The 23,116-nt window shown below is 72.5% G+C and carries 21 protein-coding genes; 14 read left to right on the top strand and 7 right to left on the bottom strand.

Going from position 1 to position 23,116, the window contains the following annotated elements; all coding sequences use genetic code 11:
• Positions 1-128 precede the first annotated feature (128 nt).
• The 5 genes from BLW86_RS22255 (at position 129) to BLW86_RS22275 (ending at position 4,511) form a co-directional block, all read left to right on the top strand.
• On the top strand, positions 129-1,652 hold the full coding sequence (locus BLW86_RS22255) for a flavin-containing monooxygenase (protein WP_093875664.1): 1,524 nt from the start codon (positions 129-131) through the stop codon (positions 1,650-1,652).
• Positions 1,649-2,572 carry an alpha/beta fold hydrolase gene (locus tag BLW86_RS22260; protein ID WP_093875665.1) on the top strand — a complete coding sequence of 308 codons (924 nt, stop codon included), beginning with the start codon at positions 1,649-1,651 and terminating at the stop codon, positions 2,570-2,572. The genes BLW86_RS22255 and BLW86_RS22260 overlap by 4 nt, the downstream gene beginning before the upstream one ends.
• Positions 2,569-3,459: an SDR family oxidoreductase gene (locus BLW86_RS22265; RefSeq protein ID WP_093875666.1), complete on the top strand. Its 891-nt coding sequence runs from the start codon at positions 2,569-2,571 to the stop codon at positions 3,457-3,459. Before BLW86_RS22260 ends, BLW86_RS22265 begins: the two co-directional genes overlap by 4 nt.
• A 109-nt stretch (positions 3,460-3,568) precedes the next feature.
• Complete coding sequence (locus tag BLW86_RS22270) at positions 3,569-3,766, top strand: hypothetical protein (RefSeq protein ID WP_093875667.1); 198 nt, start codon at positions 3,569-3,571, stop codon at positions 3,764-3,766.
• A 235-nt stretch (positions 3,767-4,001) separates the two neighbouring features.
• On the top strand, positions 4,002-4,511 hold the full coding sequence (locus BLW86_RS22275; RefSeq protein ID WP_093878805.1) for a GNAT family N-acetyltransferase: 510 nt from the start codon (positions 4,002-4,004) through the stop codon (positions 4,509-4,511).
• 50 nt (positions 4,512-4,561) lie between these two features.
• Here BLW86_RS22275 and BLW86_RS22280 read toward each other — a convergent pair whose 3' ends face one another.
• Complete coding sequence (locus BLW86_RS22280) at positions 4,562-7,894, bottom strand: S41 family peptidase (protein ID WP_093875668.1); 3,333 nt, start codon at positions 7,892-7,894, stop codon at positions 4,562-4,564.
• A gap of 172 nt (positions 7,895-8,066) precedes the next feature.
• Here BLW86_RS22280 and BLW86_RS22285 point away from each other — a divergent pair, with 172 nt between their 5' ends.
• Together BLW86_RS22285 and BLW86_RS22290 are read left to right on the top strand one after the other, a co-directional pair.
• Entirely contained in the window at positions 8,067-8,639 is a 573-nt protein-coding gene (locus BLW86_RS22285) for a TetR/AcrR family transcriptional regulator (protein WP_093875669.1), read from the top strand.
• A 114-nt stretch (positions 8,640-8,753) separates the two neighbouring features.
• Positions 8,754-10,913: an MMPL family transporter gene (locus tag BLW86_RS22290; RefSeq protein ID WP_093875670.1), complete on the top strand. Its 2,160-nt coding sequence runs from the start codon at positions 8,754-8,756 to the stop codon at positions 10,911-10,913.
• A 25-nt stretch (positions 10,914-10,938) separates the two neighbouring features.
• Here BLW86_RS22290 and BLW86_RS22295 read toward each other — a convergent pair whose 3' ends face one another.
• Entirely contained in the window at positions 10,939-11,298 is a 360-nt protein-coding gene (locus tag BLW86_RS22295; protein WP_093875671.1) for an SsgA family sporulation/cell division regulator, read from the bottom strand.
• A gap of 167 nt (positions 11,299-11,465) precedes the next feature.
• Between BLW86_RS22295 and BLW86_RS22300 the strand changes: the two genes are divergently transcribed.
• The 5 genes from BLW86_RS22300 to BLW86_RS22320 all read left to right on the top strand — a co-directional run bounded on the left by BLW86_RS22300 (position 11,466) and on the right by BLW86_RS22320 (position 15,875).
• Positions 11,466-12,488 carry an energy-coupling factor ABC transporter permease gene (locus BLW86_RS22300; protein WP_093875672.1) on the top strand — a complete coding sequence of 341 codons (1,023 nt, stop codon included), beginning with the start codon at positions 11,466-11,468 and terminating at the stop codon, positions 12,486-12,488.
• Position 12,489: 1 nt separating this feature from the next.
• Positions 12,490-13,254 carry a cobalt ECF transporter T component CbiQ gene (cbiQ, locus tag BLW86_RS22305; RefSeq protein ID WP_093875673.1) on the top strand — a complete coding sequence of 255 codons (765 nt, stop codon included), beginning with the start codon at positions 12,490-12,492 and terminating at the stop codon, positions 13,252-13,254.
• Complete coding sequence (locus tag BLW86_RS22310) at positions 13,251-14,000, top strand: energy-coupling factor ABC transporter ATP-binding protein (RefSeq protein ID WP_093875674.1); 750 nt, start codon at positions 13,251-13,253, stop codon at positions 13,998-14,000. Before cbiQ ends, BLW86_RS22310 begins: the two co-directional genes overlap by 4 nt.
• A gap of 38 nt (positions 14,001-14,038) precedes the next feature.
• Positions 14,039-15,244: a serine hydrolase domain-containing protein gene (locus BLW86_RS22315; RefSeq protein ID WP_093875675.1), complete on the top strand. Its 1,206-nt coding sequence runs from the start codon at positions 14,039-14,041 to the stop codon at positions 15,242-15,244.
• 139 nt (positions 15,245-15,383) lie between these two features.
• The gene (locus BLW86_RS22320) at positions 15,384-15,875 is read left to right on the top strand and encodes a YbaK/EbsC family protein (RefSeq protein ID WP_093875676.1); all 492 of its coding nucleotides are present in this window, start codon (positions 15,384-15,386) and stop codon (positions 15,873-15,875) included.
• Between the two features lie 28 nt (positions 15,876-15,903).
• On the opposite strand, the gene BLW86_RS22325 is transcribed toward BLW86_RS22320, so the two are convergent.
• The 5 genes from BLW86_RS22325 to BLW86_RS22345 all read right to left on the bottom strand — a co-directional run bounded on the left by BLW86_RS22325 (position 15,904) and on the right by BLW86_RS22345 (position 21,602).
• Positions 15,904-16,521: a LysE family translocator gene (locus tag BLW86_RS22325; protein ID WP_093875677.1), complete on the bottom strand. Its 618-nt coding sequence runs from the start codon at positions 16,519-16,521 to the stop codon at positions 15,904-15,906.
• 178 nt (positions 16,522-16,699) lie between these two features.
• On the bottom strand, positions 16,700-17,551 hold the full coding sequence (locus tag BLW86_RS22330; RefSeq protein ID WP_093875678.1) for an EamA family transporter: 852 nt from the start codon (positions 17,549-17,551) through the stop codon (positions 16,700-16,702).
• Positions 17,548-18,045, bottom strand: a complete 498-nt coding sequence (locus BLW86_RS22335) for a YbaK/EbsC family protein (protein ID WP_093878806.1) — start codon at positions 18,043-18,045, stop codon at positions 17,548-17,550. Before BLW86_RS22335 ends, BLW86_RS22330 begins: the two co-directional genes overlap by 4 nt.
• Positions 18,046-18,099: 54 nt before the next feature.
• Positions 18,100-19,737, bottom strand: a complete 1,638-nt coding sequence (locus BLW86_RS22340; RefSeq protein ID WP_093875679.1) for a penicillin-binding transpeptidase domain-containing protein — start codon at positions 19,735-19,737, stop codon at positions 18,100-18,102.
• Positions 19,738-19,847: 110 nt separating this feature from the next.
• Positions 19,848-21,602 carry a dolichyl-phosphate-mannose--protein mannosyltransferase gene (locus BLW86_RS22345; protein ID WP_093875680.1) on the bottom strand — a complete coding sequence of 585 codons (1,755 nt, stop codon included), beginning with the start codon at positions 21,600-21,602 and terminating at the stop codon, positions 19,848-19,850.
• Between the two features lie 52 nt (positions 21,603-21,654).
• Here BLW86_RS22345 and rsmI point away from each other — a divergent pair, with 52 nt between their 5' ends.
• Both rsmI and BLW86_RS22355 read left to right on the top strand, forming a co-directional pair.
• Positions 21,655-22,542 carry a 16S rRNA (cytidine(1402)-2'-O)-methyltransferase gene (gene rsmI, locus BLW86_RS22350; RefSeq protein ID WP_177181723.1) on the top strand — a complete coding sequence of 296 codons (888 nt, stop codon included), beginning with the start codon at positions 21,655-21,657 and terminating at the stop codon, positions 22,540-22,542.
• Between the two features lie 138 nt (positions 22,543-22,680).
• Positions 22,681-23,100: a hypothetical protein gene (locus BLW86_RS22355; RefSeq protein ID WP_093875682.1), complete on the top strand. Its 420-nt coding sequence runs from the start codon at positions 22,681-22,683 to the stop codon at positions 23,098-23,100.
• Positions 23,101-23,116: the final 16 nt, after the last annotated feature.

The raw sequence follows: 23,116 nt of genomic DNA on the forward strand, positions 1-23,116 counted from the left end.
GCAAGCCTATGTTGTACCGCCGGTAACTTTCCCTCGTCGTACCCCTACCGCTCGGTATGGAGCTGCTCTACAGTCCAACCGTGCCAGTGATTGCTGGCGGAATCTTGGCCGGGCGCACGGGAGGCGGCATGGCGAAGCACGAGCACGTACGGGTGGCGGTGATCGGATCGGGATTCGGCGGCATCGGAGCCGCCGTCCGGCTGCGCCGCGAGGGGATCACCGACTTCGTCGTCCTGGAGCGGGCCGACTCCGTGGGCGGCGCCTGGCGCGACAACAGCTACCCCGGCTGCGCCTGCGACGTCCCCTCCCACCTCTACTCCTTCTCCTTCGCGCCCAACCCGGACTGGCCCCGCACCTTCTCCGGGCAGCGCCACATCCGCGCCTACCTGGAGCACGTCACGGACACCTTCGGGATCCGTCCGCACCTCCGGCTGAACCACGAGATGCTGAAGGCGCGGTGGGACGCGGAGACGCTGCGCTGGGAGATCGAGACCAGCGGCGGCACCTTCAGCGCCGAGGTCCTCGTCTCCGCCGCCGGACCGCTCTCCGACCCCCGGATCCCCGACATCCCGGGTCTCGCCGACTTCCCCGGCAAGGTCTTCCACTCGGCCCGCTGGGACCACGACTACGACCTCCGCGGCAAGCGCGTCGCCATGGTCGGCACCGGCGCCTCCGCCATCCAGATCGTGCCCGAGATCCAGCGCGAGGTCGGGAGGCTCACCCTCTTCCAGCGCACGCCCCCGTGGGTCATGCCCCGCATGGACCGCGCGATCAGCGGCGCCGAGCGCTGGCTGCACCGGACGCTCCCCGCCACGGCGACCCTGCGCCGGGGCATCCTCTGGGGCATCCGCGAGCTCCAGGTCGGCGCCTTCACCAAGCATCCGGGCGAGCTGGGACTGGTCGAGAAGCTCGCCAAGGCCAACATCGCCCGGTCAATCAAGGACCCGGAGCTGCGGGCCAGGCTGACCCCCTCGTACCGCATCGGCTGCAAGCGGATCCTGCTGTCCAACACGTACTACCCGGCGCTCGCCCGGCCCAACGTCGACGTCGTCGCCTCCGGCCTTCGCGAGGTCCGCGGCTCGACCGTGATCGCCGCCGACGGCACCGAGACCGAGGTCGACGCGATCGTCTTCGGCACGGGCTTCCACGTCACCGACATCCCGATCGCCGAGCGGGTCGTCGGCGCCGAGGGCCACACGCTGGCCGAGTCCTGGAAGGACGGGGTCCAGGTGCTGCGCGGGGCCACCGCGGGCGGCTTCCCCAACCTCATGATGATCATCGGGCCGAACACCGGCCTCGGGAACTCCTCCATGATCCTCATGATCGAGTCCCAGCTGAACTACATGGCCGACTACCTCCGCCAGCTCGACGTCCTCGGCGGCCGCGCCGCCCTCGCCGTCCGCCCCTCCGCCGTGAACGCCTGGAACCGCAAGGTCCAGGCCCGGATGGAGCGGACCGTGTGGAAGGCCGGCGGCTGCGACAGCTGGTACCTCGACGCCAACGGCCGCAACACCACCCTGTGGCCGGGCACCACGGCCGAGTTCCGGCGCGAGACCCGACAGGTCGACCTCTCCGAGTACGAGGTGATCCGCGCCCCCCGGACCGCGCCCGCGGCCCTCCGTCCCTCGAAGAAGAAGGAGGCCGCCCAGTGAGCCGGCACCTGACCTCGCTGCCCGAGTCCCGCACGCTCACCGCCGTCTCCGCCGACGGCTCCCCGATCCACGTCGAGGTGTACGGCCCCGAGGGCGCGCCCGCCGTGGTCCTGTCCCACGGCTGGACCTGCTCGATCGCCTTCTGGGCCGAGCAGATACGGTCCCTCGCCGCCGACCACCGGGTCATCGCCTACGACCAGCGCGGTCACGGCCGGTCCCCCGCGCCCGCCGCGACCGGCGGCTCGGGCTACTCGACGACGGCGCTCGCCGACGACCTGGAGGCGGTGCTCGCGGCCACCCTCGGCCCCGGCGAGCGGGCCGTCCTGGCCGGCCACTCCATGGGCGGCATGACGGTCATGGCGGCCGCCGAGCGGCCCGGCTTCCGGCAGCACGCCGCCGCCGTCCTGCTCTGCTCCACGGGACCCTCGCGGCTGACCGCGGAGGCCACCGTCGTACCGCTCCGGCCCGGCGGGCTGCGGAGCCGGCTGACGGCGGCCGTCCTCGGCGCGAAGGCACCGCTCGGCCCGGTCAACGCCGTGTCGAAGAAGATCCTGAAGTACGCGACGATGGGACCGGGTTCGGCGCCGGAGCGGGTCGAGGCCTGCGCGCGGATCGTGCACGCCTGCCCGCGCGGCGCCCGGTACGGCTGGTCGCAGGTCCTGGCCGGGCTCGACCTGGAGGCGGGGCTGCGGGAGCTCCGGGTCCCGGCGGCCGTGCTCGTCGGCACCGCCGACCGGCTCACCCCGGCCGTCCACTCCCGCGCGATGGCGGAGGCGCTGCCGCACTGCACGGGGTTCGTCGAGCTGGCAGGCATGGGCCACATGACACCGGTGGAGGCCCCGGAGGCCGTCACCGCGCAGATCCGCGAACTGACCCTCACGTACCTGGGCGTGAAGGAGAACGAGGAGGCAGGGGCATGAGCAGGGTGAGCCTGGAAGGGCAGGTCGCGGTCGTCACCGGTGGGGCCCGGGGGGTCGGGGAGCTCCTCGCCCGCAAGCTCTCGGCGCGCGGTGCGAAGATCGCGCTCGTCGGTCTGGAGCCGGAGCAGCTCAAGGAGGTCGCCGGGCGGCTGCACACGGAGGCCGACTGGTGGCACGCCGACGTCACCGACCACGAGGCGATGGCCCGGGTCGCGGCGGAGGTGAAGGAGCGGTTCGGGAAGGTCGACATCGTCGTCGCCAACGCCGGTGTGGCGGCGGGCGGTCCGTTCGTCGACTCCGACCCGGTCGCCTGGCGGCGGGTCATCGAGGTCAACCTCATCGGCGGCGCCGTCACCGGCCGGGCCTTCCTGCCCGTCCTCATGGAGTCGCGCGGGTACTTCCTCCAGATCGCCTCGCTCGCCGCGATCACGCCCGCCCCGATGATGACGGCGTACTGCGCCTCGAAGTCGGGCGTCGAGGCCTTCGCGCACAGTCTGCGCGCCGAGGTCGCGTACAAGGGCGTGAAGGTCGGCGTCGGCTATCTGTCCTGGACCGACACGGACATGGTGCGGGGCGCGGACCAGGACGACGTGATGAAGGAGCTGCGGCAACGGCTGCCGTGGCCCTCGAACCGCACGTACCCCCTGGGCCCGGCCGTCGACCGGATCGTGGCGGGCATCGAGCGGCGCTCGGCCCATGTGTACGCCCAGTGGTGGCTGCGCGGGATGCAGTCGGTCCGAGGCTATCTGCCGGGCCTGATCGCCACGGTGGGGCAGCGGGAGATGCGGCGCTTCGAGCCGCGCCTGGGCTCGGTCTCCAAGGGGCTGGTGGGCGCGGGCGGGGCGGCCGACGAGCAGGCGCGGGCGGAGGGCTCCTCCGCGCGGTAGCCCTCCGTAACTGATCGAAATGCGTGGAATGTTCGCTCGTGCGAGGCTGGTCGAGGCCGGAGGGGCACCCCGCCCCGGCCCCCTTTCACCCTTCTAGGAGAGAACTTCCATGGGCATGAAGGACCAGTTCCAGGACAAGGCGCAGCAGCTCAAGGAGCAGGCGCGACAGGCCGCCGACAAGGCGAAGGGCCAGGCGTCCGAGCGCGCCACCAAGGGCCGCGAGCGCTCCGACGAGGAGACCCGCCGGGCCCGGCAGGAGGCCGAGGACCGCATGGACCTGGACATGGACCAGGACCGCGGCGCCTGACGCCGGCACGTCCTTGAAGGAGGCGCACCCGGGAGACCGGGTGCGCCTTCGCGCGCGGCCGGGGCCGCGTGCTCGGGGCCGTGCGCCCGGGGAGGCGGGCCTGGAGATGCGTGCCCGGGGACGCGGGCCTGGAGATGCGTGCCCGGGGTCGTGCGCCTGGAGACGCGTGCCCGTATTCGGATCTTGTCGCGTAACTCCCGCGCGTTCCCCGCCGGATCTTCGTACGGTGATCGTCATGGCCGTACTTGAGCGTCTCCGACCCGATCACGCCCCCGCCCTGCTCGCCTTCGAGCGGGAGAACCGGGGGTTCTTCGCCGCGCGGGTGCCCGACCGGGGCGACGCGTACTTCGAGGAGTTCGACGACAGGCACCGGGAGCTGATCGAGGCGCAGGAGGCGGGCGAGATCCGCTTCCACGTGCTCGTCGCGGAGGGCGGGGAGATAGTCGGGCGGGTCAACCTGGTCGACGTGGACACCGGCGCGGGCAGCGCCGAGCTCGGCTTCCGGCTCGCCGCGAAGGCGACCGGGCGGGGGATCGCCACCCGGGGGGTGCGGGAGGTGTGCCGGCTGGCCGTCGAGGAGTACGGGCTCAGCCGGCTGACCGCCTTCGTGGCCCTGGGCAACGACGCGTCGAGCGCGGTGCTCGCCCGGGCCGGCTTCGGGGCCGTGGGGAGCGTGACCCTCGACGACGGCGAACCGGGCACCGCCTATGAGCTGGACCTGGTCCTGACCACCGCCACCGCCTGACCCGACCCGGACGCCGCGGCCCTCTCCGACCCCGACCCGCCGGACACCCCCTAGTCGTTCTCCGGCCTCGGTGGCAGTTTCGGGCGGGAGCGGTCCGGGAGGGACTCGTAGCCCGGGGGGCTCGCCGCCGGGGTCTCGTCCAGGAGGGCGAGGGCGACGTGGACCGCGTCGTCGAGCTGGGCGTGCCGGCCCTCGGCCCAGTCGAGGGGGGTGCGGAGGATCGCGAGGTCGGGTTCGACGCCGTGGTTCTCCAGGGACCAGCCGTACTCGGGGAACCAGGCCGCGTTCATCGGCACCGTGATCTGGGTGCCGTCGCCGAGCCGGTGGCGGCCGGTCATGCCGACGACCCCGCCCCAGGTGCGCTGTCCGACGACGGGGCCGAGGCCGAGGAGTTTGAAGGCGGCGGTGATCATGTCGCCGTCGGAGGAGGTGGCCTCGTCGGCGAGGGCGACGACGGGGCCGCGCGGGGCGTTGGAGGCGTAACTGACGGGCTGGGCGTTCCGGGTGAGGTCCCAGCCGAGGATCCTGCGGGTCAGTTTCTCGATGACGAGTTCGCTGATGTTGCCGCCGGCGTTGCCGCGGACGTCGACGATGAGGGCGGGCCGGGAGACCTCCATGCGCAGGTCGCGGTTGAACTGGGCCCAGCCGGAGCCGCCCATGTCGGGGATGTGGAGGTAGCCGCAGCGGCCGCCGCTGACCTCGCGGACGACCGCACGGCGTTTGGCGACCCAGTCCTGGTAGCGCAGGGGGCGCTCGTCGATGAGGGGGACGACGGCGACGCGGCGGGCGCGGCCCTCGCCCTCGGCGGGGACGAAGGTGAGCTCGACGGTGGTGCCGCCGGTGCCGGAGAGCAGCGGGTACGGGCCGGTGACGGGGTCGACGGGCCGGCCGTCGACGTGGGTGAGGACGGCGCCCTCGCGGATGCCGGTGCCGGCGAGCGGGGAGCGGGCCTTGGAGTCGGAGGACTCGCCGGGCAGGATGCGCTTCACGGTCCAGCCGGCCTCGCGGGGCACGAGGTTGGCGCCGAGGAGGCCCATGGGCCGCTGGTAGTGCGGCGGTCCCTCGTTGCGGCGGGCGGGGGTGACGTACGCGTGCGAGGTGCCGAGTTCGCCCATCACCTCGCGGAGCAGGTCGGCGAACTCGTCGGGGGAGGCGACCCGTTCGACGAGGGGCCGGTACTGGTCGAGGACGGCCGTCCAGTCGACGCCGCCCATGTCGGGCTCCCAGAAGTAGGCGCGGACGATCCGGCCGGCCTCGTCGAAGGCCTGCCGCCATTCGGCGCCGGGGTCGATCTCGTGCAGGATGCGCCGCAGGTCCAGGTAGACGGTGGAGTCGCCGTCGCCGGGCTCGGTGGCGGGCACGGCCCGCAGTTCGCCCTCGTCGGCGACGACGAGCCGGGTGCCGTCGCCGCTGACCGCGAACCAGTCGAGGTCCTTGGCGAGTTCGCTCTTGCGGGCCTTGGTGATGGAGAAGTGCTCCAGGGTGGGCTTGCCCGAGGTGTCGGCCGGGTTGGCGAAGGTCTCGCCGAGCGCGCCCGAGATGGGCCAGCGCAGCCAGACCAGGCCGCCGCCGCTGACCGGGTGCAGCGCCGAGTACTTGGAGGCGGCGACCGGGAAGGGGGTGACCCGGTCGGGGAGGCCCTCGATCTCGACGGTGACCGTGCCGTCGCCGGTCTCGGTGTCGTCGTCGGCGGGGTCGAGGCCGCCGGCCGCCGGGCGCCCGTCGGGGAGGAGCGCGAAGGGGGAGGGCGTGGCGGAGGAGAGCGGGACGAGGTAGGGGCGGCAGCCGAGCGGGAAGGACAGGTCGCCGGTGTGCACGTCGTACACCGGGTCGAAGCCGCGCCAGGAGAGGAAGGCGAGGTAGCGGCCGTCGCGGGTGAAGACCGGGTTCTCGTCCTCGAAGCGCCCGTTGGTGACGTCGACGACGGTGCGGGGGCCGGGGCCGGAGATCCGGGCCATCTTGATGGAGCGCAGGGAGCGGCCGATGCCCGGGTGGGACCAGGTCAGCCAGTCGCCGTCGGGGGAGAAGGCGAGGTCGCGGACGGGGCCGTTGACGGACCTGATCAGTTCCGTCACCTCGCCGTCGGGCTCCTCCGTGCCCGCGGCGGCGGCCGCCTCTTCGGACACGGTCAGGAGGAGGAGCCGGCCGTCGTGGGAGGCGATCGCGAGGCGCTCGCCGTCGGGGTCGGAGACGAGTTCCTCGACCCGGCCGAGGGCGCCCGAGGCGAGCCTGCGGGGCGGCCGGTCGCCGCTGGCGCGCGGCAGATAGGCGACCTCGACGGCGTCCTCGCCCTCGGCGTCGGTGACGTAGGCGACCTGGCCGCCGCTGCCGAGCATCTCGGGGAGCCGGACGCGGACGCCGGGGGTGTCGATGATGGTGCGGGCGGGGCCGTCTCGGTGGGTGAGCCAGTAGAGGCTGCCGCGCACGGAGACGGCGGAGGCCCGGCCGGTCTCGTCGACGGAGACGGCGTCGACGTGGTGGGCGGCCGGCACCTGGTAGGAGCGGCGGCCGACGCGCTGGCCGCCGAGCCGCACCTCCAGCTTGCGGGGGCGGGAGTCGGCGGTGAGGGCGTCGACGGTCCACAGCTCGCCCGCGCACTGGTAGACGACCCGGTGTCCGTCGCTGGAGGCGTGCCGGGCGTAGAAGTCGTCGTGGTCGGTGTGGCGGCGCAGGTCGGTGCCGTCGGGCAGGCAGGAGTAGAGGTTGCCGATGCCCTCGTGGTCGGAGAGGAAGGCGATGCGGCCGTCGACGACCATGGCGCAGTCGAGGTGGCCGCCGAGGTCGGGCAACAGCCGCTCCCCGTGGAGCCAGAGGCGGCCGGTGGCGCCGCCGAGGTACCGCTTCCAGGCGGCCGGCTCGTGCGGCGGCTTGCCGGTGAGGAGGAGGGTGCGGCGCTCGGCGCCGTCCCCGCAGATGGCGGGGTCGTCGGTGAGGGCGATGTCCGAGACGGGGCCCCAGGGCATGCGGAGGCCGGGGGAGCCGTCGGTGGGGACGGTGTAGGCCCAGGAGTAGTACGAGAAGGGCTGCCCGTGCGAGGAGACGGCGAGGATGTCGGAGCGGCCGTCCTTGTCGGGAGGCGTCCAGCCGCAGACCCGGGTGTCGGTGGAGCCCCAGTAGCTGAGCCGCCGGGCGGGGCCGCCGCCGATGGGGACGAGGTGGATCTCGGGGTCGAGGCTGCGCCAGTTCGTGTACGCGATGTGCCGACCGTCCGGCGAGAAGCGCGGGTGGCCGACCCGCGTCCGGTCGACGGTGAGGCGCCAGGCCCGGCCGGGGCGGTGACCCTCGGGGACGAGCGGGGCGACCCACAGGTCGTCCTCGGCGGCGAAGCACAGCAGGTCGTCGTGGAGGTGCGGAAAACGGAGATACGCGACGTCGTCACTCACCTCCCCATGCTTTCCGCGCTGAGGGGGTGAGGCAACTCGTACGGGTGTGCGTTCCGGTTCGGCGTGTGGCTCAGGACACGTACGAAACGGTTTCGTTTCGCTGGAGGCGGGGGTATCTTCGTACTGTACGAAACCGTTTCGTTCGCCTCTTCGTCGGATCGGAGCCACGGCCATGGCACGCACCAGACTCACTCCCGAGCGGGAGTCCGAGCTGTACGCGGCCGTGCTCGACCTCCTCCGCGAGGTCGGCTACGACGCCCTCACCATGGACGCCGTCGCCGCCCGCACCCACTCCAGCAAGGCCACCCTCTACCGCCAGTGGGGGAGCAAGCCCGAGCTGGTCGCCCGGGCGCTGCGCGCCAACAAGCCGGCCGATCTCTCCGAGATCGACACCGGCTCCCTGCGCGGCGACTTCCACGAGCTGATGGAGCGGACCGACGACTGCCAGATGGAGAAGGACTCCGCGCTGATGCGGGGTCTGGCCCATGCCGTCCACACCCACCCCGACCTGCACCGGGCGCTGCGCGAGCTGCTCATCGAACCCGAGATGACCGGCCTCGACGAACTGCTGCGCCGAGCGGTCCGCAGGGGCGAGGTCGACGCGGGCAACCCGGCGCTGAAGCTCGTCCCGCACATGCTGATCGGTGCCTTCATCGCCCGCCCGCTGATCGACGATCAGCCGGTCGACCGCGCGTTCCTCAGTGCCTACGTCGACGCCGTCGTGCTCCCCTCACTCGGCGTCTGACCCCGCTCCACCCCTTTCTCTCCACCTGATTTCTCTCCACCTGACGACGAACCGCTCACGCCGTCGGGCCGGCTCCCCATGCCCTGTCCCACCCCACACCGGGAGTACGCCCCCGTGGCCACGTTCCTCTACAAGCTGGGTCGCACCGCCTTCCGGCGCCGACGGCTCGTCGCCCTCCTCTGGGTGGCGCTCCTCGCGATCGCCGGCGTCGGTGCCGCCACCGCACCCACCGCCACCTCCAGTTCCTTCTCGATCCCCGGCACCGAGGCCCAGCGCGCCTTCGACCTGCTCGAAGAGCGCTTCCCGGGCGCCGGAGCCGACGGGGCCACCGCCCGCGTCGTCTTCAAGGCCCCCGAGGGCCAGAAGATGACCGACCCGGCCCACAAGGCCGTCGTCGAGGAGACCGTCGCCGCGCTCAGGTCCGGCTCGGACCAGATCGTCCAGGTCACCGACCCGTACACCGCGCACGCCGTCTCCCAGAACGGCTCCACCGCCTACGTCTCGGTCTCCTACAAGGTCAACGCCATGGAGCTGACCGACGAGACGCGCGAGGCGCTGACCCAGGCCGGGCTGGGCGCCCAGGGCAAGGGGCTGACCGTCGAGGTCGGCGGCGACGCCCTCCAGAGCATGCCGGAGCAGGGTGCGAGCGAGGCCATCGGCATCGTCCTCGCGGGCATCGTGCTCGTCATCACCTTCGGCTCGCTCGTCGCGGCCGGGCTCCCGCTGCTCACCGCGATCATCGGCGTCGGCATCGGCGTCTCGACGGTCACCGCGCTCGCCAGCGTCCTGGACCTCGGCACCACCACCTCCACGCTCGCGTCGATGATCGGCCTCGCCGTCGGCATCGACTACGCCCTCTTCATCGTCTCCCGCTACCGCTCGGAGCTCGCCGAGGGCCGTACGAAGGAGGACGCCGCCGGGCGCGCGGTCGGCACGGCCGGCTCCGCCGTCGTCTTCGCCGGGCTCACCGTCGTCATCGCCCTGGTCGGCCTGGCCGTCGTCAACATCCCGATGCTGACGAAGATGGGCTTCGCCGCCGCCGGCACGGTCGTGATCGCGGTCCTCATCGCGCTCACCCTCATCCCCGCCCTGCTCGGCTTCGCGGGCGACAAGGTCGTCAGCCGCAAGCAGCGCAAGGGCGCCGCCGAGGCGAGCGACAAGCCCAACGGCGGCACCCGTTGGGCCCGTTTCGTCATCCGCCGCCCGCTGATGGTGCTGATCGTCGGCGTCCTCGGCCTCGGTGCGATCGCCGTGCCCGCCGCCTCCCTGGAGATGGGCCTGCCGGACGACGGCGTGAAGCCCACCTCCACCACCGAGCGCCGGGCGTACGACACGCTGTCCGACGGCTTCGGCCCCGGCTTCAACGGCCCGCTGCTGGTCGTCGTGGACGGCGACAAGGCGACCGCCGACCGGACGGTCTCCACGATCAAGGGCCTCGACGGCTGGGCGGCGGTCACCCCGGCGACCCCGAACAAGGCCGGCGACGCCGCGATGATCACCGTGGTCCCGAAGGACCGGCCGTCCTCGGCGGCCACCGAGGACCTGGTCCACGACATCCGCGACGCCACGGGCGACGACGTCCTGGTCACCGGCGCCACCGCGATGAACATCGACTTCTCGCAGAAGATGAACGACGCGCTCGTGCCGTACCTGGCGCTCGTCGTCGGCCTCGCCTTCGTGCTCCTGACCCTCGTCTTCCGCTCGGTCCTCGTCCCCCTGAAGGCGGCCCTCGGCTTCCTGCTCTCGGTGGTCGCGGCCCTCGGCGCGGTCGTCGCGGTCTTCCAGTGGGGCTGGCTCGGCGGTCTCTTCGGCGTCGAGCAGACCGGCCCGATCATGTCGATGATGCCGATCTTCATGGTGGGCGTCGTCTTCGGCCTCGCGATGGACTACGAGGTCTTCCTCGTCACCCGGATGCGCGAGGCGTACGTGCACGGACAGCGGCCCGGCGAGGCGATCGTGACCGGCTTCCGGCACAGCGCCCGGGTGGTCACCGCCGCCGCGGTGATCATGATCGCGGTCTTCTCCGGCTTCATCGGCATGGACGACCAGATGATCAAGATGATCGGCTTCGGCCTGGCGGCCGCCGTCCTCTTCGACGCCTTCGTGGTCCGCATGGCGATCGTCCCGGCCGTCCTGGCGCTCCTCGGCCGCAAGGCCTGGTGGCTGCCGAAGTGGCTGGACCGGATCCTGCCGGACGTGGACGTGGAGGGCGAGGGACTCGCCGAGCCCGCCGGTGGGCCCGGTGCCGCGAAGCCGGACCTCGTGAAGGCCTGATCCCCGGGCTGGTCCCCGTACGCCGTCAGTGTGTCGTCATCGACGTACTGGCGGCGTACGTGTGCTTGAGGAAGCGCAGCAGGGCGGTGGTGTCGAACTGCACGACCGTGACCCCGTCGTCCTGGTGGAGCTCGACGACGGTCTGCACCCGGCCGCAGGGCCAGACGCCGATGTCGCCGCGGCGGGTCGGGGTGCGCATCCCCGTCTCCAGGACGGTGCGCGGGAAGGACCACTCGACGGCGCCCGGGAAGACGAAGCGGACGGTCTCGGGGGAGCCGTCGGGGTCGTAGCGGAGGGCCACGGGGACGGGGCGGGAGAGGGGGGCGTCGCTGATGATCCGCCCCTTGGCATGGTCGTCGATCACGTGTTCGTCTACGGCGGCCATGGTGACTCCTCACCTTTTGTCCTCTTGTCTACCAATGTCCCACTCCTTCCCGGTGGGTGCACGGCGCATGCGCGGGCGACCGAGAGTGTGGGCGGGGTCACGCGCCGGGGTTCTGTGACTGATGCGCTCTTGCAAGCTCTTCGCAAGAGCGCTCTATCATTCCGAACGTGCATGTACCTGACGGATTCATCAACGCCCCCGTATCGGCCGCCGCCGGTGTCGTCGCCGCCGGCGCCGTCGCCGTCGGCCTCCGCGGAGCCCGCCGCGAACTGGACGAGCGGACCGCGCCCCTCGCCGGGCTCGTCGCGGCCTTCATCTTCGCCGTGCAGATGCTGAACTTCCCCGTGGCCGCCGGCACCAGCGGCCACCTCCTCGGCGGGGCGCTCGCCGCGATTCTCGTAGGGCCCTGGACCGGCGTCCTGTGCATCGCCGTCGTCCTGCTCATGCAGGGCATCCTCTTCGCCGACGGCGGCCTCACCGCCCTCGGCGTGAACATCACGGTCATGGGCGTCGTCACCGTCGTCGTCGCCTACGCCCTCTTCCGCGGCCTGGTCCTCGTCCTGCCGCGCACCCGCCGCTCGGTGACCGTGGCCTCGTTCGCCGCCGCGCTCGTCTCCGTACCGGCCGCGGCCGCCGTCTTCACCCTCGTCTACGCGATCGGCGGCACCACCGACGTCCCCGTCTCCAAGGTCCTCACGGCCATGGTCGGCGTGCACGTCCTCATCGGCGTCGGCGAGGCCGTCATCACCATGCTGACCGTCGGTGCCGTCGTCGCCGTCCGCCCCGACCTGGTGTACGGCGCCCGCGGCCTGACCGCGCCGCTCAAGCTCCGCGTCGACGGCGAGCTCGTCGACGCCGCCCCCGCCGCCCCGGCGGCCGACGGCTCCCCGAAGAAGCTGTGGATCGGCGGCGTCGTCACCGCCCTCGTCCTCGCCGGCTTCGTCTCCTTCTACGCCTCCGCCAGCCCCGACGGCCTGGAGAAGGTCGCCGCCGACCAGGGCATCGACAAGAACGTCGAGGAACACGCCGCCGCGGACTCCCCGCTCGCCGACTACGGCGTCAAGGGCATCGAGGCCCCCCGCCTCTCCGGCGGCCTCGCCGGCGCGATCGGCGTCGGCGCCACCCTCGCCGTCGGCACCGGCGCCTTCTGGGTCGTGCGCCGCCGCAAGACCGCCGCCCTGGAGGCCTGACGTGGGAGCGGGGCACGCGCACAAGCTCTACCGGCACGGGCACTCGCCCGTGCACGAGCTGCCCCCGCACACCAAGCTCGCCGCCGTCCTCGGCTTCGTCGTGGTCGTCGTCTCGACGCCCCGCGAGGCCGTCTGGGCCTTCGCCCTCTACGCCGCGCTCCTCGCGGCCGTCGCGGCGAAGGCCCGGATCCCGGCCGGCTTCCTCCTCAAGCGGCTGCTCATCGAGATCCCGTTCGTCGCCTTCGCGCTGCTCATGCCCTTCGTGGTCCCCGGCGAGCAGACGCAGGTCCTCGGTGTCTCGCTGAGCGTCCCCGGCCTGTGGGGCGCCTGGAACGTCCTCGCCAAGGGCACCCTCGGCGTCGCCGCCTCCGTGCTCCTCGCCTCCACCACCGAACTGCGGGCCCTGGTCCTCGGCCTCCAGCGCCTCAAGCTGCCGCCGCTGCTCGTCCAGATCGCCTCGTTCATGATCCGGTACGGCGACGTCATCACCGACGAGATGCGCCGCATGTCCGTCGCCCGCCGCTCGCGCGGCTTCGAGGCGAAGGGCGTCCGCCACTGGGGCGTCCTCGCCAAGTCCGCCGGCGCGCTCTTCATCCGCTCGTACGAGCGCGGCGAACGCGTCCACCTCGCCATGGTCAGCCGCGGCTACACCGGCACCATGCCGGTCATCGACGAGGTGACCGCCACCCGCGCCCAGTGGGCGCGGGCCGCCGCCCTGCCGCTCTCCGCACTCCTGATCTGCCTCCTCGGATGGACGACCACATGACCACCCCGCCGCCCTCCCTCGACGTCTCCGGCCTCGCGTACGCCTACCCCGACGGTCACCAGGCCCTCTTCGGCGTGGACCTGACCGTGGGGCGCGGCGAACGGGTCGCCCTCCTCGGCCCCAACGGCGCCGGCAAGACCACCCTCGTCCTCCACCTCAACGGCATCCTCACCGGCGGCGCGGGCACCGTCACCGTCGCCGGGCTGCCCGTCGGCAAGAAGCACATGGCCGAGATCCGCCGCAAGGTCGGCATCGTCTTCCAGGACCCCGACGACCAGCTGTTCATGCCGACCGTCCGCGAGGACGTGGCCTTCGGGCCGGCCGCCGCCGGCGTCCGGGGCACCGAGCTCGACGCCGTCGTCCGCAAGGCCCTCGACCGGGTCGGGATGGCCGAGTTCGCCGACCGGCCCCCGCACCACCTCTCCTTCGGGCAGCGCCGCCGGGTCGCCGTCGCGACCGTCCTCGCCATGGAGCCCGAGATCCTCGTCCTCGACGAGCCGTCCTCCAACCTGGACCCGGCCTCGCGCCGCGAGCTCGCCGACATCCTCCGGACGCTCGACGTCACCGTTCTGATGGTCACCCACGACCTGCCGTACGCCCTGGAGCTCTGCCCGCGCTCGGTGATCCTCAGCGAGGGCGTCATCGCCGCCGACGGGCCGACCGCCGGGATCCTCGCCGACGAGGAGCTGATGGCCCGGCACCGTCTGGAGCTGCCGTTCGGCTTCGTGCCGAGTTCCGTCGCCTGAGGCCCCCGGAATCCGTCCTCCGCCCGCCGCGTTGCACCATGGAGAGTCGGATCGGCGAAGTGAGGAGTGGGGACGTGGACGTCCAGGGCACGGTGGCGGCGGGCTGGGAGCCCGTCAGGGACGCGTTCCTGCGCAACTTCGAGCAGCGCGGCGAGCGCGGCGCGGCCGTCGCCGTCCACCGGGGCGGCGTCAAGGTCGTCGACCTGTGGGCGGGCAGCCGCGACGCCGACGGCACGGACCCGTGGACCGCCGACACCGCCCAGGTCGTTCGCTCGGCCACCAAGGGCGTCGCCGCCGCCGTCCCCCTGCTGCTGCACCAGCGCGGACTGCTCGACCTGGACGCCCCCGTCGCCACGTACTGGCCCGACTTCAAGGCCCACGGCAAGGACCGGGTGACCGTGCGGCAGCTCCTCGCCCACCGGGCCGGGGTGCCCGTCCTCGACCGGCCCCTCAGCCTCGCCGAGGCGGTCGACCTGCCGACGGCGACCGGGGCGATAGCCGCCCAGGAGCCCGTCTGGGAGCCCGGCACCGCCCACGGCTACCACGCCCACACCTTCAGCTGGCTCCTCTCCGGCCTGGTCCACCGGGTCACCGGCCGCACCATCGGCCGCTGGGTCGCCGAGGAGATCACCGGCCCCCTCGGCCTCGACCTGTGGATCGGCCTGCCCGACGCCGAGGCCCACCGCGTCGGCCGGCTCGGCCCCGTCGAGGAGGTCGACCCGCCGGGCGGCGGCGCGCTCAAGCTCCGCCCCAAGCGCTCCGTCACCGAGGCCTACCAGGACCCCGGGTCCCTCACCCGGCGCGCCTTCGGCGCCATCGACCCCAAGCCCGACGAGAACGACCCGGTCTACCGGGCCGCCGAACTCCCCGGCTCGGCCGGTGTCGCCACCGCCCGCGCCCTCTCCCGCTTCTACGCCGCCACCCTCGGCCCCCTCGACGGCACCGAGCGCCTCTTCGCCCCCGCCACCCTGACCCTCGCCCGCACCGAGGAGTCCGCGGGCCTGGACAAGGTGCTGCTCGTCGGCACGCGCTTCGGCCTCGGCCACATGCTGCACGGACCGGCCTCCCCGCTCCTCGGCCCGTCCTCCTTCGGTCATCCCGGCCGCGGCGGCTCCCTCGGCTTCGCCGACCCGGACGCGGGGATCGCCTTCGGGTACGTCACCAACGGCATGCGCAAGACGGTCACGGCCGACCCGCGCGCCCAGGCGCTGGTGCGCGCGGTCCGCTCGGTGACGGAGGCCTGAGGCCGACGGCGCTCCGACGCCGCCTCAGGGCCTGTCTTCCGGATCGGGCCGGGCTCGCGGCCTGATCCGGAAGACGGGCCCTGGGCGAGTAGGGTCGACGAGCCGGAGACGTACACAAGTCACAAGGGGAGCACGGCGGATGGACTCCATGCACGACACGTACGAGAAGCTGATCGCCCTGCTCGACGAGCGCGGCGCCACCTACCGGGTGATCGAGCACGCCCCCGAGGGCGCCACCGAGGCGGTCAGCGCGCTGCGGGGCAACACCCTGGCCCAAGCGGCCAAGTGCATCATCGCCATGGTGAAGATCGGCAAGAAGGAGAAGCGCTTCGCGCTCGTCGTCGTACCGGGCGACCGGCGCGTCGACCTCGCCGCCGTGAAGGCGCTGTACGGCGGCACGTACGTCTCCTTCGCCTCCCCGGAGATCGCCGAGGAACTCGCGGGCTCCCCGAGCGGCACCATCCTCCCCTTCGCCTTCGACGAGCGCCTCGAACTGCTCGTGGATCCCGCCCTGTTGGAGCACCCGGAGCTCTTCTTCAACGCCGCCCGGCTCGACCGTTCGATCGCCCTGTCCACCGAGGACTACCGGGCGATCGCCGAGCCGCGCGCCGAGCGCGTGTCCACGGACTGACGACGGGTGTGTCCACCGCCCGACGGCGTCAGGCCATGGCGGGCGTCAGCGCCAGCGCCATCCCGAGCCCGACGAGCACGGTCCCGATGACCTTGTTGAGCACGCCCTGTCGCCGCAACAGCCGCGTCCGCAGGGCGGAGTTGGAGAAGAGGACGGCGGCGAGCCCGAACCACACCAGGTGGGCGAACGACATGAACAGGCCGTAGCCGACCTGCTGGAAGACCGGGGTGTCGGCGCTGACGACCTGCGTGTACGTGCTCAGCACGAAGAGCATCGTCTTCGGGTTGAGCGCGTTGGTCAGGAACCCGGTGCGCAGCGCCCCGGCCTTCGTCATCCCGGCGTCGTCCGAAAGGTCCACGTCCACCTGGGACTTGGTCGTGAAGGTCTTGTACCCGATGTACACCAGGTAGGCGGCGCCGACCAGCTTCATCGCCGTGAACAGTGCCGGGGTGCGGGAGACGAGCAGGCCGACGCCCAGCATGGTGTACGTGACGTGGACGAGCACGCCCGCCGCGATCCCGACCGCCGCGAGGACGCCGGCCGTCCGCCCGTACAGATAGCTGTTGCGGACGGTCATGGCGAAGTCCGCGCCGGGGCTGATGACAGCCAGAACCGTGATGACCGCGACGGCGATCAGCTGACCCATGAATTCCCACCCCTCGACGAGAACTGCGAACCTAGCCGATCACCGAGGGGCGGCGCGAGGGCGAGGTGACACGGTCGGCGCACCGGAGCACGGGGCGACCGCCACCCGCGTACGGCTCACACCACGCGGAAGGGCGACTGAGCCCCCCCCGCTCGCCCCGCGTACCGACCCCGCCCCCTCACCCCGCGTGCAGCATCAGCCCGATCCCCACCACCATCAGGCCCGCCGCCGCGATCCTCGGGGCGCCGAAGCGTTCCTTGAAGAAGAGGGCGCCGATGGCCGCGCCCACGATGATGGAGGACTCGCGCAGGGCGGCGATCGGGGCCAGGGGGGCCTTCGTCTGGGCCCACAGGACGAGGGCGTACGCCGCCACCGAGAGGGCCGCGCCGAGCAGGCCCCGGGCCGCGTACGGGCGGAGCTGGGGGAGGAGCGCCGCGCGGCGGGTCCAGAGGGCGTACGCCGGGATCGCCAGGCCCTCCAGGATCATCAGCCACCCGATGTAGCCGAGCGGGGTGCCGGAGGCGCGGACGCCGACGCCGTCCACGACCGTGTAGAGGGCGATCGACAGGCCCGTCGCGCCCGCCGCGAGCAGCGCGGGCCAGTGCGGGCGGGCGTCCTTGCCCCGGATGCCCCACAGGGCGAGGCCCGTCAGGCCCGCGCAGGCCACCGCCACCCCGAGCAACTGCCAGCCGTCCGGCACCTCGTGGACGAAGACCGCCGCGAGGACGGTCACGACCAGCGGGGCCGTCCCGCGCGCGATCGGGTACATCTGGCCGAAGTCGCCGAGACTGAACGAGCGCATCAGCAGGGCGTAGTAGCCGATGTGCAGGAGCGCCGACGCGAGCAGGTACGGCCACGCCCCCGCCGCCGGCAGCGGCACGAAGCAGGCCACGGCCATGCCGATCAGCGCCCCGCCGCCGGAGATCAGCGTGAAGGAGAGCAACTGGTCCTTGATGCCGTGCGCGATCGCGTTCCAGCCGGCGTGCGTGACGGCCGCGACGAGGACCGCGAGCGTGACGAGCGGCGTCACGCGGAGGGCTCGCGGACGTCCACCAGCGTGCCGCCGGCGTGCGCGACCAGCGCCTTCGGGTCCATCGCGAAGACCGTGTGCGGGGTGCCCGCCGCCGCCCACACCACCGGGTGGTCGAGGACGCCCCGGTCGGCGAGGACCCGCGTCCTGGTCCGGTGCCCGAACGGCGGCACGCCCCCGATCGCGTACCCCGTCGTCTCCCGGACCGCCTTCGCGTCCGCCCGGGTCACCTTCTCCGCACCCAGCTCCTGCCGCACCCGCTCGACGTCCACCCGTGACGCGCCGTCCATCAGGACGAGGACCGGCACGCCGTCGGCCGCGAAGACCAGCGACTTCACGATCTCCGCGGCCCCGCAGCCGATGGCGTCGGCGGCCTGCTGCGCGGTGCGGGTCTCGTCCGGGAAGCGGCGGATCTCGACGTCGAGACCCAGCTCCCGAAGGGCGGCGGCGAACTGGGGATGGGCGGCGGAAGCGGTGTCCTCGTCAGTCGTCATGGCCCGCACGCTAGCGGTCGGTGTACGGGCCACGCGACCGGGTTCCGGCGAGGATCACCCCGCCTTCAGCACCTGCGCGACCACCGGGCCGGCCGCGTCGCCGCCGTGTCCGCCCGCCTGGACGACGGCCGCGGCCGCGAGGTCGCCCGAGTAGCCGGTGAACCAGCTGTTCGACACCGCCTGGTTGTCGAGCTCGGCGGAGCCGGTCTTGGCGCCCTTGGGGGAGGGGACGCCGCTCATCGCCTCCGCGGCGGTGCCGTTCGTCGCCGCCGCGTTCATCATCCGGCGCAGTCCGGAGGCGACCTCGGGGGAGAGCCGGTCCGCCGTCGCGAACTCACGGTCGTCGAGCTCCCGCGCCACCAGGTACGGCTGGAGGAAGCCGCCGTTCTTCGCGGTCGCGGAGAGCGAGGCGACGTTCAGGGCGCTCATCGTGATCTTGCCCTGGCCGATGTACGAGGCGGGCGTCTCGGCGCCCGCGGACTCGGGCACGGAGCCGTCCGAGGCCTGGACGCCGATGTTCCACGTCTGGCCGATGCCGAAGGAGTCGCGGGCGGTCGCGCCGAGGGCGGTGTCCGCGATGCCCTTGTCGCTGAGCTTGCTGATCGCCTTGATGAAAGCGGTGTTGCAGGAGCGGCGGAAGGCGTCGGTGAGGGTGCCGCCGGTGATGCTGAACCTGCGGAGGTTCTGGAAGGTCCTGCCCCTCGACAGGACGTCGGGAGGACACTCGACCCGGCTGCCGGGCGTCGCCAGACCGTTCTGCATCATCATCGTCGCCGTGACGATCTTCATCGTCGAGCCGGGGGCCTGCTGCCCCATGAACGCGGTGTTGAACTCCTTGGCGGGATTGTTGGCGACCGCCCGTATCGCTCCCGTCGACGGCTCGATCGCGGCCACCGAGGCCGAGCCGAAGTCCTTGACCGCCTTCTCGGCCGCCGCCTGGACATCCGCGTCGATGGTGGTCCTCAGGGTGCCGGGCTTCCCCTTCCGCAGGACGAGGAGAGGGGTGTCGGCGACGCTCTCGCTGCCCGACTCGATCCACGTCTCGACGCCGGCGGTGCCGTCGACCTTCGTCCCGTACCGCTTGCGCAGCTCGGCCAGGACCGGCCGCAGCGAGGGGTACTTCTCCGCCGTCAGCTCCACGCCGTCCCGGTCGACGGCCTTCACCTCGGCGGTCTTCGCGACGCCCGTCCGCAGGGCGCCGGCGGCGGTCAGCTTCGGGTGGAGCACGGTCGGCTGCCACCTCACGAGCGGCCGGCCGGTGGTCCGGCCGCGCACCACGGTCAGCTCGGAGGCGTACGACCACTCCTTGGACACGTCCTCGTACGTGATCGTCGCCCTCACCGTGAAGGGCACCTTCGCGCCGACGGCCGTCCCCGGCGTGATGACCGCCTTCGAGACCTTGGCGTCCTCCCGGTACGCGGCGACCGCGGTGCCGGCCGTGACCGGGTCGTCCGTCAGCTGGGCCGCCCGCTCCGGCTCCCCGGCGGCCCAGGCGGCCAGGAAGTCCTTCGCGGTGGCCGAGACCTCCTCGGGGGTGACGGGCCCCGTCTTCGGCGCGTCACCGGCCTTGGCGCCCACGGAGGTCTCACCGCCCGTGATCCCGTTCCAGAGGTTGTAGCCCCCGTACCCGACCCCACTCGCCACGACGGCGAACACGCCCCCGACGATCGCGACCTTCGCCCCACTGCGCACGACTGCGCCTCCCCTCCCCAGGTGGACCGACGAGTCAAGCAGCCGCGGCGTCGACGTGTCGAGCAACTATCGCCACATCTGTCAGACCCGCCCCGGGGGAAAGGGGTCGGCTACACCCAGGTGTCCAGCCACATCCGGGCCCGCCAGCTGTCCATCGGAATGGGGGTCCCGGTGTAGATGGGCCAGAAGTAGATGAAATTCCAGACGATGAGCAGGACGAGACATCCCGCCGCCACCGCGCCGAATGTCCGGCGTCTTTCCGATGAACCGCGGGGGCCGATGAGCGCGCCCAGCATCATGGTCACCGCCAGGCACAGGAAAGGCACGAAGACGACCGCGTAGAAAAGGAAGATGGTGCGTTCCTGGTAAAGGAACCAGGGGAGCCAGCCGGCCGCGATGCCGCAGGCGATCGCGCCCGCGCGCCAGTCGCGGCGGAAGGCCCAGCGCCACAGGACGTACAGGATCGCGAAGCAGGCCGCCCACCACAGGAGAGGGGTGCCGAGGGCCAGGACCTCCTGGGCGCACTTCTCGGTCGCGGTCGCCGGGCAGCCGTTCGTGCCGGGGGCGGGGGACTCGTAGAAGTACGAGACGGGACGGCCGAGGACGATCCAGGACCAGGGGTTCGACTGGTAGGTGTGCGGCGAGGTGAGGCCGACGTGGAAGGTGTACACCTCGGACTCGTAGTGCCAGAGGCTGCGCAGCCAGTCCGGGAGCCAGCCCCACGTCCCGCCGCCGACCGCCTTGTCGTGGTCGGTGGCCCAGTGGCGGAAGTAGCCCTTGTCGCTGACCAGCCAGCCGGTCCAGGTCGCCAGGTACGTCGCGATCGCCACCGGCACCACCGACACGAACGCCGGCAGCAGGTCCTTCTTGATCACCGCGAGGTACGGGCGGACGGCGCCGGCCGTGCGGCGGCCGCCGACGTCCCACAGGACGGTCAGCAGACCGAAGCCGACCATCACGTACAGGCCGTTCCACTTGGTCGCCGCCGCGAGGCCGAGGGACACGCCGGCCGCGAGCCGCCACGGCCGCCAGCCCAGGCGCAGCGCCTCCGCGATCTCCGCGTCCGGCCGCAGCACCCCCTCCTCGTCCTCCGGCAGCGCCGCCGCGAGCCGCGCCCGCGTCCGGTCCCGGTCCAGCACGAGGCAGCCGAAGGCGGCGAGCACGAAGAACATCAGCACCTGGTCGAGGAGCGCGGTGCGGCTCATCACGAAGTGCAGTCCGTCGACGGCGAGCAGCAGGCCCGCCAGGCAGCCGAGGAACGTCGAGCGGAAGAGGCGCCGCCCGATCCGGCACAGCATCAGCACCGACAGGGTGCCGAGCAGCGCCACCATGAAGCGCCAGCCGAAGGGCTCGAAGCCGAAGAGCTTCTCGCCGACGCCGATCACCCATTTGCCCATCGGCGGATGGACGACGTACCCCGGGTCGGTCGGGATCAGGACCGACCCCGGGTCCTTCAGGATCGTCTTGTCGATGTCCTTCGGCCAGGCCCCCTCGTACCCCTGGTTGATCAGGGCCCAGGAGTCCTTGGCGTAGTACGTCTCGTCGAATATCACCGCGTGCGGCTTGCCCAGGTTCCAGAACCGCAGCAGGCCCGCGACCGCCGTGACCAGCAGCGGACCGCCCCAGGCGAGGAGCCGCCACAGCCGCTCGGCGCCGCCGGGGCCGATGCCGAGCAGCGACCACGTCCGGGCGGAGGGCCGGGTGTACGAGGGGACGAGCCGCTCGCGCAGCCCGATGGGCGCGGTGTCCGGGGCCGGCGGCGCGTAGCCGAAGCGCCGCAGCCTGAGCTGCCAGGAAGAGGGCTCTGCCACGGGCGCCGCCATGGGGTGCTGGCCCTCCAGGGCCTCGGGTGCGGTACTGGTCACCGCGCCATCGTAGGGAACGCGCCTGTGCGAGTCGCCTGTCCGGGCTGGGAGGATGTCCCGTGTGACAGGAACGCTGGTACTCGCAGGGACCCCCATCGGTGACATCGCGGACGCCCCGCCCCGGCTCGCCACCGAACTGCAGAGCGCGGACATCGTGGCCGCCGAGGACACCCGGAGGCTGCGCGGCCTCACCCGGGCGCTCGGCGTCCACACCACGGGCCGGGTCGTCTCGTACTTCGAGGGCAACGAGTCCGCCCGTACGCCCGAGCTGGTCGAGGCGCTGGTCGGCGGCGCGCGGGTGCTGCTCGTGACCGACGCGGGCATGCCGTCCGTCTCGGACCCCGGCTACCGGCTCGTCGCCGCCGCCGTCGAGCAGGACATCAAGGTGACGGCCGTCCCCGGCCCGTCCGCCGTGCTCACCGCGCTCGCCCTCTCCGGCCTCCCCGTGGACCGCTTCTGCTTCGAGGGCTTCCTGCCCAGGAAGGCCGGCGAGCGGCTCGGACGTCTGCGCGAGGTCGCGGACGAGCGGAGGACGCTCGTGTACTTCGAGGCCCCGCACCGGCTCGACGACACCCTCGCCGCGATGGCCGAGGTCTTCGGCGCCGAGCGCCGGGCCGCCGTCTGCCGGGAGCTGACCAAGACGTACGAGGAGGTCAAGCGCGGCCCGCTCGGTGAGCTCGCGGAATGGGCGAAGGACGGCGTACGGGGCGAGATCACCGTCGTCGTCGAGGGCGCCCCGGAGACCGGGCCCGCCGAGCTCGACGCGGAGGAGCTGGTGCGCAGGGTGCGGGTGCGCGAGGAGGCGGGGGAGCGCCGCAAGGAGGCGATCGCCGCCGTCGCGGCCGAGGCGGGACTTCCCAAGCGGGAGGTGTTCGATGCCGTGGTCGCGGCAAAGAATGCGGAGGCGTCAGGCCCTGGAAAAGGTAAAGAGCTAACCTGAAAGGCAAAGCCGAAACCGGCGCCGGGACTCTTCCTTGGGCGCTTGGCAAGGGAAGAGCCAAAAGCCTTCCATGGTTCGTTCCCCGCTGATGCGCTCCGGCCCGAAAAGGCGTCCACTGATCAGTGGAGAGGAGCTGGCATGAGCGAGATCACCGGCACCGGCATATCCGTCGCCCATGAGGCGTACGCCTTCGCCTGCATGCGCTGTGGATACGGCTGGGAGCAGGCGTACGACATCGAGCACCACGTCGACGCCGCCGGCCAGGAATTCGTCGTCTACAAGGCCGAGGGAGAGCGGGTACCGTCCCCGCTGTCCAGCCCCACCTGCATGAACTGCGGCGGCCACGTCGTCCGCATCATGCGCGCGGGGCAGGTGTCGTCGGTGCTCGACCTGGTCGCCGCGACCGAGAAGCACCAACACGGGGCGCGGGCGACGAAGCCCGTCTCACCGGCCGGCCCCATCGGCCAGGAACTGACCGAGGACACTCCAGAGAAGCCGCCGGTACCGCACCACTGGCACCTGTCGGACCTCTTCCACCCCTTCCGGCGTCACCAGTAGGCCACACGGAGGCACT

This window comes from Streptomyces sp. TLI_105 (assembly GCF_900105415.1).
In the GTDB taxonomy this organism is placed as follows: Bacteria; Actinomycetota; Actinomycetes; order Streptomycetales; family Streptomycetaceae; genus Streptomyces.